We start from the raw sequence: 12,650 nt of genomic DNA on the forward strand, positions 1-12,650 counted from the left end.
ATGAACACAAGTCAAATAGATAGATATTCCTTAAAGCAGTATACCCGGCTTATGATATCCTTTTTCGGATGTTTGTTCGTGTTGACGCTTTTTCAATACGGCATGCTGTATTACAAAGGGGTTATAGATACTATTTTTTCGGTGAGCTTTTTAAAAGCTATTGTTCACCAAATAGGTTTTACCGCTTTAATGGGTATTGTTATGGTATTTCCCTTTAATTTTTGGGAAAATCTACGCTCTAAATATGGTTTTAATTTGGTCTTTGTTTTATTGAGTTTTATACTCATATTCGAAGCGCTACTTACTGCATATTACTGCACTACTTTAGTGCCTTTAGGTTCAGATATTTTAGGATATAGCTATGCAGATATAAAAATAACGATAGCTAATTCTGGCGGATTCATGATATCAGTTTATCTGCTCATTGGTATAGCTATATTAATAAGTCTGTTTTTGATACTTTACAGAATCACTTCTAAAGTCTATCATCGAATTAGCAAAATGTACCCGTTTACGATTGTCTTGTTCAGTCTTTTTATGGCGTCTTTATTTACAGATGGCAAGCCAATAAACCAAAATAAAGTACAATACCTGGCTGTAAACCTTTATAATTCTTCTACTGAAGACAATTCTTATACTTCTACGGAAGAATATCCATTAGTAGAAAGTGCAAATATCGAGAATGTACTTGGTGAATACTTCGAATTAAAAGAGGAGAAACCCAATATCGTTTTTATCATGGTTGAAGGTCTGGGTAGGGATTTTGTTGGTAAAGGTGCCGAATATGGTGGCTTTACTCCGTATTTAGATTCATTGACCACCAAATCTTTATACTGGGAGAATTTTTTGAGCAATACGGGTAGAACATTTGGAGTACTACCATCATTATTAGGTTCGTTGCCTTTTGGTAAAAGTGGCTTTATGGAATTAGAGGAGTACCCTAATAAGTTGACACTGTTCAGTGTGCTAAAAAATAATGGGTATCATACTTCATTTTACCAAGGTACCAATAGTTCTTTTGACAAGGTAGACCGATTTCTTAAAAGTGAGAATGTTGATTTCGTATTGGATAAATCAGGATTCGGAAATAAGTACCAACAACAAGCTGAAGATGCGGCTGGTTCTTCGTGGGGTTTTCCAGATTTAGAATTATTCAAAAAAAGTATCAGTTTAGAAAGAGGAGAAAATCAACCTAGGTTAGAAGTTTACATGACCATCAGTACACACGAACCATTTATTCCGCCAAGTCAAGATTTGTATGAAGCTAAAGTTGAAAATATCCTGTTAAAAGGAGGCTTCGATTCTAGGGTTGAAAAAATCATTGAAAAAAACGATAATGTATTTGCGACACTTTTATACACGGACAGTTCTATTAAGTGGTTTATGGAATCGTACAAAACGCAACCCAATTATGAGAATACAATTTTCATTATCACTGGCGACCATAGATTAATTCCTATTCCACAGCGTAATACTATCAGCCGTTTTCATGTGCCTTTAATTATGTATAGTCCAATGCTAAAAACTACACGAAAGATGAGCTCTGTTTCTTCTCATTTCGATGTTACCCCATCAATTTTGGCGCTTTTAAATGGTTCGTACGAATTAAAAATGCCTAAAAAAGTTGCTTGGATGGGTGGTGCCATTGATATGCAAACTGCTTTTAGGTCTACAAAGAATATTCCATTAATGCGAAATAAGAATGAGTTGAAAGAATATATAAGTGGCGAAACACTGTATACCGATGGCGATATTATGCAACTAGAAGAAAATATGGATATCAGTTCTACCTTCGGTGGTGGTTCGGTCCAAAAAACACTAGAGCGTTTTAAATCGGTGAATCATTACGTAACTACAGAGAATAAAATTATTCCTGATAGCTTGGCAATTTTCACCATTCAGAAAGAAAAGTTTACCGATAGTGAAACGGTTTGGTTGAACAGTGTTTACGATGGTAAAGATTCTGATAAGGGATATTTTGTTGCCAGGGATTTAGCATGGAATAAAAAATGGGACAAAGCGTTATTATTATGTCGCTACAACCTTTCTGGAGCACCTAGTCATATAGATACCAAAATATTAATGGGCAGGGTTTATTCATGGAAAGGAAACCATGATAAGGCTGCAGAGATATTGCAAGAATGTATTTCTATTAATCCGAATTACATAGATTCTTATGCTGCGCTATTTGATGTTTATTACTGGTCAGATAAGTTAAGAGAAGGTCTAGATTTAATAGACAAGGTTCAAGAAAATAGTTCTAGTGCCAATGAAATCGCAGATAAAATTTCACGGGCTCGAACCATTGCAAGAAATGCAGGTATTAAAATACATAAACCAGAAAAAAAAGAAACCGAAAAAACATTGGCGTCCGTTAAATAATGATCAACAAGTACTTTCATATTATTCTTTTGATTCTATTAGCCGGTATCTATCGTGGTACTGGTCAAGATTCTGCTGATAATTTTAATACGGCATATGAATTGGCTTATGAGGGCAAAACGAATACTGCCCATAATATGCTCTATGTATTAATCAATAATTCGGCTACCAATATAGATACTTCATTATTATGGGCGAAAACGTTGAGTTGGCGTGGTGATTATGATAGAGCTCGTTCATCCTTCAATACTATTTTATCCGAAACCAAAAAAAATAGAGAAGTATGGATCTCAGCCATTAAAAATGAATTGTATGCCAAAAATTATGCTACGGCATTGGGTCTGTCAAATAAAGCATTGGTGCATATAGAAAATAATCGTGAACTATTACGACTTCAAGCACTAGCTACTGAGGGTGTAAATGGTTTTTCGTATGATGATGATGGTTGGTATAATGTAGATAGTGCTGTCAAAACTAAATTAGTAACAGCCAAAAAACAGAAGGTAACCTTAGCAAAAGATATTGAAGATAAGAACGAAGTATTAGTTAGAAAAACACCGGTTACAGAAGAGAAACTAAAGAATTCTGTAATGGTAAATAGTTCTGTAACTGTTTTTGACCAGCGTTTTGATCCTATTACCACATCAAGCATTGCTTTTAAAAGACAGACTCCCTTGGGCTCTATCATACCTAGAATAAACAATAGTAATAGAGTAGGTAAAAACGGAATTCAATTAGACATTGATTTGTACCCAAAAATTGCAAAAGGCTTTTATGCTTATGTCAACTACGGTTATTCAGAATCGGATCTGTATCCTAATCATAAAGTTGGTAGCGATATTTATTATAACCATAAAAGCGGTTTAGAATTCTCTGGTGGTGGTCGGTACATAAATTTTGCAACTAGAGATATAAAATCAGTTACCAACTCAATAGGGTATTACAAGGGTAACTATTATTTTTCTTTACGATCGTTCATTACTCCTAAAGTGGATAACTTAACTAACGTTTCTGGAAATTTATTGGTACGTAAGTATTTAAAGGATGCTGAAAATTATATGGGAATTAACTTAGGTTACGGATTTTCACCTGAGCTGCGACAATTTACATCGGGAGATCAATTGTTAGCAGAAACACTTTTGTATATAGAATCGCAACGTTTAAGCGTAGAATACCAATTTACCAGTAAGAATAATTTAAGCGCTTATAGAACTAATGTGGGTGTTCTAAGGCAAGAACAGTCTTTTGATCCCGGAAGTTATTTTTATTCTATTTCTGCAGGACTAACGTATGAGTTTAATTTTTAGACTTCATAGTATCTATCCATTTGTCGGCATACATGCCATAGACCAAACCTAATTCATTATCATAAACATATTGTTCGTCTTTACCTGCATCAAAGTTTACATTATACACGTACACCTTAATACCTGCTTCTTTTAATTGCAGCATCAATTTCTTCTGACTTGCAATTATTCTTCTTGATAGTGCCACATGTTTTACATTATTCACTTTTAAGAAATTGACTTTATCACCTTTAATAGATATTAATGGATCTTGGGAAATCATGGCATGTATACCGTGCTCAGATGCTTTTTCAACTGCCATAACACTAAAGAGTTCCATTATTAAACGGTCTTTGTCAACAAAAGCGTCGGCAAAGGCTATGGGATCATTAACCTTGTCCGTAATTAAGGTAGCATCTGGGTGATTCTTGAACCAGGTATTAATGCCATCCATATCTAGCGTTGTATAATCACCATAAATTTTCTGTTTCATGAATTGAGAATGGGTAGGAGGTAAGCTTCCGGTATAATCGGTAAATCGAGCCCACATTTCCCAATCATGTGCGGCTACCAATTTCCCGTCAGATGTTTCTATAATGTCCAATTCAAAATTGCGGAATCCCTTTTTATAGTTTTCATCTAAAGCGTGTTTCGAATTGGTAGATTTTACTCCGTTAATCTCTCCGCCGGCATGGGCAATGTATCTATCTATTTTTGATTCAAATTCATACACCTCTTTTGGAAAGTAAATTGCCGTACTATAAATGCCTGATGTATTACTTAAGGTTTCTGTGATAGAATTATCATTTACCTGTTCGGTGATAACACCATTAAGATTATGCATAATGTATGCTTGCCTTCCTTTTAAGGCACTTAATTTTAAAAAACTTAAATCAGAAAGCTGCTTTTCAAAACCTGTTAATTGTGCAGCGGCGGAATCATGCGCTAATATGGCGAATATTGCTTTAGCTTCTACCATTTTAGAAAGTACTGCTACAAATGTCTTTACATCTTCTTTACTCCCATACGTATCAAATGTCTTGAATTCAAACTTGTTGTCTGCCTGTAGATGTATAATCGTTAATCCGCGTTCTACGGCTTCTGTTTGTGATGCGTAGGTAAAGGTGCTACGTTTATGTGTATTAAAACTATGGCTATTTAAAACTAATGCTGCAATTTCTAAATTTTGGGCAGGAGAAGATTTTAAACAGTTACCATCTGCTTTAACCGGAATTGTTATAAAAAGGATAGCTACTAGTAAAACCAATTTGTATATCAAAAGAATAGGGGAGAATCTCTTCATTAGATTTTAATTTTCAACTTTAGTAATATTATATTAATAGGGTCACTTTAAAAACGAATATATAGAACGGGTATTGTAAAAGGGTGATTCAATATGCTTTATTAATATTGCACATTGTCATGTTTAAGAAGAAATAAAAAATTTATAACCTTAATTTAAAGAACATATCATCTTTTTAGTTTATCAATTTTAACAGATAACTGCCTGTAAATAAGTCGTTTTTATAATCTATATCGATAAAATACCAATATATGGGATGAACTGCACATCTCTAAACCCCTATAAAACCTAGTGCTTGGGCATTTTCAAGCCTAAACAACACATTTTTGTATGTTTTACAACACTTTTAAATTGGTTCACCACATTTTGTTGTCACAATCTTATCATCGGTATATATTTACTTCAAGATATAATTACCCAAATCAAGTTTAACTTTTAAACCTACAATATGCTTTACGACACCTACGGAGAAGAATACCTAATTTTTCTTCAAGATTTAAATGAGATTCTTAGTATCAACGAACTGGCTGAGTTGGACTATATGTAAAAGTCAAATAAACCAAAACCAAAAAAAAATCCCATGGCACACCAAAATCAAGATTTTTCATCTTATCAAAACTTTATTCAGGATCTTAATAGCATCCTCGTAAATTTTAATATCAATAAATTAACCTATTCATAGTGTTTCAAAACAGTATAAAAAAGAAAGCGCCCGTATAAACGGGCGCTTTCTTTTTTTAAAACAATTGGTAAGGTTTACCCTAAATAGGTCTTTAACAATTTACTTCTAGAGGCATGACGTAATTTACGTATTGCCTTTTCACGAATTTGTCTTACACGTTCTCTTGTTAGATCGAATGTCTGTCCAATTTCTGCCAAAGTCATTGATTGTTGATCACCGATACCATAATAAAGCTTTACAACATCTGCCTCTCTTGGAGATAGTGTGTCCAATGCTCTATTTATTTCAGTATTCAGAGACTGTTGTAATAAAATATTATCTGGTCTTGGAGACTCGCCTGAACGCAAAACGTCATATAGGTTAGAATCTTCGCCTTCACGTAAAGGTGCATCCATAGATACATGTCTACCTGAATTCTTAAGTGATTGCTTCACTTCAGAAACCGTCATTTCTAATTCTTTTGCAATTTCTTCAGGAGAAGGCGGACGCTCATGTGCCTGCTCTAAGTAAGAAAATGTTTTTTTGATTTTATTAATTGAACCAATTTTGTTCAACGGTAAACGAACAACTCTAGATTGTTCCGCTAAAGCTTGTAGTATAGATTGCCTGATCCACCAAACGGCATAGGATATAAACTTAAATCCTCTTGTTTCATCAAATCTTTTTGCTGCTTTAACCAAGCCTAAATTTCCTTCATTTATTAAATCTGGTAATTTAAGACCTTGATTTTGATACTGTTTTGCTACGGAAACTACGAACCTTAAGTTAGCAGTGGTCAATTTTTCCAAAGCTGCTTGACTACCTTCTCTAATCTTCTGCGCTAGTTCTACCTCTTCATTCGCTGTAATTAAATCAATTTTACTGATATCTTGCAAATATTTATCCAGTGATTTCGACTCACGATTCGTTACCTGCTTGATAATCTTTAGTTGCCTCATATGTGTGTATGGAATTTAGAAGTTGTACAAGTTTACAGTATACCGCTTTTTATCCGTATTTCCTAATGAATACCACTATTGTTGTACAGCATTTATTAGCTTTAACAAAGATTTAAGCATTTGAGGCTTTTATAGTTGTATAGCCTATTTTTGATATTAGACACGAAATTTATATGAGTAAAAGAGCCTTAAAGACATATATATCCAAGCTTCCCAAAAAGGCTTTGGAACAGCAAATAATAGAGCTATATGAGAAATTCCCCACCGTAAAAACCTATTATGATTTTGCATTTAATCCCAAAGAAGATAAACTGGTACAAGATGCCAAAGCCAAAATATCCAACGAATATTTTCCGCTGAAGCGAAAAAGACCAAAAGCAAGACGTTCTGTTGCTCAAAAATTCTTGAAACATTTTATCAAACTAGGAGTTGACCCACATTTAATTGCCGATGTTATGTGCTATAATCTAGAAATTGCACAAACCTTTTCGATGGAGAAGAATGTACCCGATTCTTTTTACAGAAGCATGCTGAATTCATTTAACGAGGTTATTCAATTTACTACCGTTCAGGGTGTTTTTCCTGAATTTCGAGAGCGTATCTTAAAAATATATACAGAAACACAAAATCAGAAATGGCTTTTTGAGGATGAATTCTCAAAAGCATTAGATATTATAGATTAGCATATGGCAATAGTTGTTATCAGACGGGATAAGAAAATTGAACTTTGGAAAAATGCTCTAAAGAAAGCTAGCAATGGCATAAAAGTATATAGCTATCTAGAAAATCACCCAAAAGAAGAAATTACCATGGCGGTCATCTGGAAGCACCCAAAAGGTTCTTTGGCAGATTACCCTAATTTAAAATGTATTGCTTCTGCCGGTGCCGGGGTAGATTATATTTTTGAAGATGAAACCCGACCGATGAACGTTCCCATTACACGTATTGTGGATCCGTTTTTAGCGAGCGATATGTCTGAACATGTGCTAGCCGTGATATTGGCACATTTAAAAAACCTGAATGCCTATAAACTTGACCAAGTTGCAAATAATTGGGCACCAAAAGACTACCTGCGCATTAAAGATGTTACCATTGGTATTTTAGGTTTGGGCGAATTGGGGGCATTAACTGCTACCGATCTTACCAAATTCGGATTCAAAGTACAGGGGTGGAGCAGGAGTAAAAAGAAAATCGAGGGAGTAATAACCTTTTCTGGTGCTGATGCACAACAAGAGTTCTTAAAAACTACCAATGTGCTGGTGTGCTTATTGCCATTAACGCCAGCTACCGAAGGTATTCTAAATAAAGAACTGATGTCTCAACTACCTAAAAATGCCTTTGTAATTAATGTTGCCCGTGGCGGCCATTTAATTGACGAAGATTTAATTGAGCTGATAGATGCAGACCATCTTTCTGGGGCTTGCTTAGATGTATACCATACAGAGCCATTACCCGAAAGCCATCCTTTTTGGAATCATAAAAAAGTGCACATGACACCTCATTATGCCAGTGTTTCTGATACAACCTCCGTTATTCCGCAGCTAATAGAAAACTACAACAGGATAAGTTCTGGAGAAAAATTGCAAAATTTAGTAGATTCTGACAAGGGTTATTAATATTGTTTTTTTCAAGTTTTTTATTTCCTAGACCCATAAAAATCACATAATTTTATAAGGTTTTTGCATTGTTAACATAAATAAACGCCTACAAACCTTTTGAAGCTACATAACGAGATTACTGAAAAAACCCTTTATGATTATCAAGAGGAGGATCTTCATTCCATTTTTAAGTATTTAGATGAGAATGGCGATAATTCTAACCTGTTGTACCAATTACCTACCGGTGGTGGTAAAACCGTGGTATTTTCTGAAATTGCCAAACGCTATATTGCAAAGACAAACAAGAAGGTCATTGTTCTTACCCATCGTATAGAGTTAAGTCAGCAGACTTCTAGAATGCTAAAGGGCTTTGGGGTAAAAAACAAGATAATCAATAGCGAAGTTAAAGAGTGGCAAGACCAAGATGAGTTTATGTGTTTTGTGGCCATGGTCGAAACATTAAATAACCGTCTTCAAGAAGAGAAAGTCGAGATAAATAATATCGGACTAGTTATTATCGATGAGGCGCATTACAACTCGTTCCGTAAACTATTTAAATTCTTTGAGAACTCCGTTATTCTTGGGGTTACGGCTACTCCGTTGAGTTCTAATATTAAGCTACCCATGAAAGACAACTATAAAAAGTTGATTGTGGGCGAGTCAATAGAATCGTTAATACAGAAGAAATTTTTGGCAAAGGCAAACATGTATAATTATGATGTTAGCTTACAGACCTTAAAATTGGGTATTAGTGGCGATTATACCGTAAAATCTTCTGATGAACTGTATGGTAACCACAGTATGTTGAACAAATTGGTTTCTGCCTATAATGAAATAGGTAAAGGCACAAAAACCTTAATATTCAATAACGGAATTAATACCTCAAAATACGTTTACGAAATCTTTAAAAAGGCTGGTTATAATATTCGTCACCTTGACAATAAGAACAATGCTACCGAACGAAAAGATATTCTAAAATGGTTCAAAGAAACTCCTGATGCTATTCTTACTTCAGTGAGTATACTGACAACTGGTTTTGATGAACCTAGTGTTGAGACTATTATATTAAACCGTGCTACGCGCTCTCTTACCCTTTATTTTCAAATGATTGGTCGTGGCTCTAGATACTTACCTCAAAAGCAAGAATTCAACGTTATTGATATGGGGAACAACGTAGCTCGTTTCGGGTTATGGAATGCAGGTATCGATTGGCAAGAAATATTTCATTTTCCTGATTTCTACTTAGAGAACATTAAGAACGACGAAGAAATTGAACGGGAATTCGTGTATGAAATGCCGCCTGATCTCCGTGCAGAATTTGCAAATTCTACCGATATCGATTTTGATATTAAGGCAGAATATAAGAAGAGCTTTGCCAACGGTGAGAAATCTAAATTGGTACTTGAAAAGAGTATTCAGCAGCATGCTAAAATTTGCGTTGAAAATTCTGAAGATGTTTTTGATGCCCGTATTCTAGCCAAAAAATTAAAAGAGGAAATCAAATATCGTGTTCGCCAATATTCATATTGTATAATGAATAATACAAAGAACTATAAAGAATGGCTAGAAGAAGATTATGAGCGAAAATTGCGTTCTAAAATCTCTAAGATGTTTGCAGCGAAAATGTAAATTTTAAAGAAGTTTTAAATTCACAACTACGTTTGGTCTCATTATCAATTCGCTATTCTAGGTTGATGATAATTAGTTGATATTCAAAAATACCCTGTGGGTTATTTATATTCATATAAGTTGTTTAAATTCAAGTGCTAGAACCACCAGAATTTACCCTTCTAATGAAAAACCGCTTATTCTACTTCATTTCACTGCTTACACTTGTCTTTTATGCAATTGCCGGATACCACTTTTTAACCGGTTGGCATCCGCTTATAATGATGCTCATAGCCATTCTTTTAGGGGTAGTCATCAATTTTGGTGTTTATATCCTATTTAATTTTTTAGGAAAAAGAATCAGGAGTATACCACTGAAATCGGTTACGGCAATTTTGAGCGGTATCGTAGTTTTCATCATTTTAAAATATGTTGGTTTTGGGTGGCCTTTGGTACTCTATAGTACAATTGCCGCTGTCGGTATACTTTTGTGTATTGCCATTTATAGATTTCAATTAAAAAGAAATTTTTCTTCAAGTGCTTTTCTAATCATAATGCTCATCGGTATCGGTTATATCTTATTCATTTTAGCTAATTCAGGTACTGACCCTTATGATAAAGAAGTTCCTTTGGCTTTTTCTGAGAGTACTTCAATGGTTTCTGAAGTGGAGATAGAGAATCCTGCTGCTACTGGTTCTTACACGGTTAAAACATTTACGTATGGCAGCGGAACTGACGAGCAACGTGAGGAGTTCTCAACGGGAGTAACCTACACCACCAATTCCGTAGATGGTACCTGGCTAATTCCTGATTGGAAGGACAAAAAGAAAAAATGGCGTGAACGTTATTGGGGTTTCGGTGCTGAAAACTTTCCGCTAAATGGCAGGGTGTATATGCCCGAGGGCAATGGTCCTTTTCCATTAACGCTCATTGTGCACGGTAACCATAGTATGATCGATTACTCTGATGATGGTTATGGCTATTTAGGCGAACTTTTGGCAAGTAGGGGAATCATAACTGTTTCGGTGGATGAAAATTTTTTAAACGGACATTGGTCCGGTGATTTTATGGGTAAAGAAATGCCAGCTCGTGCTTGGTTGCTTCTAAAACATTTAGAACAGTGGCGAAACTGGAATAATGAAGATGGTCATGAGTTATCTCACAAAGTAGATATGGAGAATATTATGCTCGTTGGTCATTCTCGTGGTGGCGAGGCGGTTTCTATCGCAGCAGCTTATAATCCGTTACCCTACTTTCCTGATCAGGCGAATCAGAAATTCGATTTTAATTTTAATATTAAAGGTGTCGTGGCACTAGCGCCTACAGATTATAGATATGATCGCAAAATCATACTCAACAATATCAATTTTTTGAGCATACAAGGTTCTTATGATGCCGATGAAGTTAGCTTTTGGGGTATGAGACCGTATCGCCGTTTGCAGTATACAGATTCTATTAATCGATTTAAATCGGGAGTATATATTCACCATGCAAATCACGGCCAATTTAATTCCACTTGGGGTAATTCAGATTTTGGAGCACCGACAAAGTGGTTGTTGAATCTAAAGCCATTACTTAAAGAGAAACAACAGCAAGAAGCTGCCAAGGTATTTATTAGTGCTTTTGCCGATGCTAGTTTAAAAGGCAAAAAAGAATATCGCTCTATTTTTAAGAACGTTGCCGTAGCCAAACAATGGTTACCTGTGGAACATTATTTGACATCTTTTGAGCCATCTAATTTTCATACTATTGCTAATTTTGAAGAGGATTTAGATATCACTACCGCTAAAAATAGTACAAGTATTAATACGAGCAACTTAGGATTATGGAAAGAGCAATACCTGCCAACACGAGATGAAGGTAGCCAAGAGAATAATGCTGTTATTTTAGGATGGGATTATGAAAACCGGACTAGTTCTTCGGATAAAGGAGTGTATGAATTAAGGCTTTCTGCGGATGATTCTATTTCGTTTTCAGCAAAATCAAGTTTACAATTTACACTCGGGGCAGGAAATCATGAATGGCTAGATATTAATTTAACGGAAGCTCAGAAGGAAGCAAAGAAAGATGAAGAGAAACGGGAAGTTCCAGAACTGGATTTCACTATTCAGCTAACAGATGAATCAGGACAAACTAGTTCCTTAAAAGTGAGTGAGATTAAAGGCATTACAAAACCCTTAAAAACTAGGTTTACCAAATTCGCATTTTTAGATAAGCAAATGATCGGTGCAGATTGGGAAGTTCAACTGCAGACCTATCATTTTCCCATGAAAACCTTTTACATCATTAACTCCGAATTTAATGTGGATGCTATAAGTTCCATAAAATTCATTTTTGACCAAACGGATTATGGGGTAGTGGTGCTTGATGAAATTGGTGTTTCCGGAGATGATTAGTTGTTGGTTGTTCGTTGTTGGTTGTTCGTTGTTGGTTGTTCGTTGATGGGTGTTCGTCCTAGCGAGCAGAGCGCGGCTATCTGTTTGTTTGGAACACGCGAATATTCTATACAACTCTTTTGTCAGTTCGAGTGAATTTCGAGACACGAGAAATTAGCTTGCCCGCCGATTAGGAGGGTATCGAGAACCCTTTTGTGTACCAAAGTTCTCGATACCTGCCCGCCGGCAGGCAGGCATCTTTTAAGTTTCCGCTATGCTGCAACTAAAAGCCACTCGAAGTGACAGTATTACTAAACTAGAACATTGGAAACTGAAACTGAGTACTGAAAACTATTTTCTAGCAATCAACGAACAGATTGCCACATCGCGAAAAGCTCCTCGCAAAGACGAATTAAAACTGAATACGGCTAACTGAAACTGCCTACTGATACTATAAACTTGCCAACCAACAACCATT

9 protein-coding genes are annotated in these 12,650 nt (G+C 35.4%); 7 read left to right on the forward strand and 2 right to left on the reverse strand.

Annotation, left to right across the window (positions count from 1 at the left end):
• Both CLV90_RS11055 and CLV90_RS11060 read left to right on the forward strand, forming a co-directional pair.
• Positions 1-2,382, forward strand: a complete 2,382-nt coding sequence (locus CLV90_RS11055) for an LTA synthase family protein (RefSeq protein WP_133687539.1) — start codon at positions 1-3, stop codon at positions 2,380-2,382.
• Positions 2,382-3,689, forward strand: a complete 1,308-nt coding sequence (locus tag CLV90_RS11060; protein WP_133687540.1) for a YaiO family outer membrane beta-barrel protein — start codon at positions 2,382-2,384, stop codon at positions 3,687-3,689. Before CLV90_RS11055 ends, CLV90_RS11060 begins: the two co-directional genes overlap by 1 nt.
• Here the strand turns inward: CLV90_RS11060 and CLV90_RS11065 are convergent.
• Positions 3,679-4,971 carry a PI-PLC domain-containing protein gene (locus tag CLV90_RS11065; RefSeq protein ID WP_133687541.1) on the reverse strand — a complete coding sequence of 431 codons (1,293 nt, stop codon included), beginning with the start codon at positions 4,969-4,971 and terminating at the stop codon, positions 3,679-3,681. The genes CLV90_RS11060 and CLV90_RS11065 overlap by 11 nt on opposite strands.
• Positions 4,972-5,727: 756 nt before the next feature.
• Complete coding sequence (locus tag CLV90_RS11070) at positions 5,728-6,591, reverse strand: sigma-70 family RNA polymerase sigma factor (protein ID WP_036154298.1); 864 nt, start codon at positions 6,589-6,591, stop codon at positions 5,728-5,730.
• Between the two features lie 173 nt (positions 6,592-6,764).
• On the opposite strand from CLV90_RS11070, the gene CLV90_RS11075 reads away from it, so the two are divergent.
• The 5 genes from CLV90_RS11075 (at position 6,765) to CLV90_RS19265 (ending at position 12,608) form a co-directional block, all read left to right on the forward strand.
• Positions 6,765-7,274 carry a DUF6155 family protein gene (locus CLV90_RS11075; protein WP_133687542.1) on the forward strand — a complete coding sequence of 170 codons (510 nt, stop codon included), beginning with the start codon at positions 6,765-6,767 and terminating at the stop codon, positions 7,272-7,274.
• A gap of 3 nt (positions 7,275-7,277) precedes the next feature.
• Positions 7,278-8,207, forward strand: coding sequence for a 2-hydroxyacid dehydrogenase (locus CLV90_RS11080; protein ID WP_133687543.1), 930 nt, complete (start codon positions 7,278-7,280; stop codon positions 8,205-8,207).
• A 99-nt stretch (positions 8,208-8,306) separates the two neighbouring features.
• Positions 8,307-9,818: a DEAD/DEAH box helicase gene (locus tag CLV90_RS11085; protein ID WP_133687544.1), complete on the forward strand. Its 1,512-nt coding sequence runs from the start codon at positions 8,307-8,309 to the stop codon at positions 9,816-9,818.
• A gap of 164 nt (positions 9,819-9,982) precedes the next feature.
• Entirely contained in the window at positions 9,983-12,193 is a 2,211-nt protein-coding gene (locus CLV90_RS11090) for a cation diffusion facilitator family transporter (protein ID WP_133687545.1), read from the forward strand.
• 253 nt (positions 12,194-12,446) lie between these two features.
• A complete protein-coding gene (locus CLV90_RS19265; protein ID WP_166638568.1) occupies positions 12,447-12,608 on the forward strand; it encodes a hypothetical protein in 162 nt (53 codons plus the stop codon).
• Positions 12,609-12,650 lie beyond the last annotated feature (42 nt).

This window comes from Maribacter spongiicola, assembly GCF_004364165.1.
GTDB lineage: Bacteria > Bacteroidota > Bacteroidia > Flavobacteriales > Flavobacteriaceae > Maribacter > Maribacter spongiicola.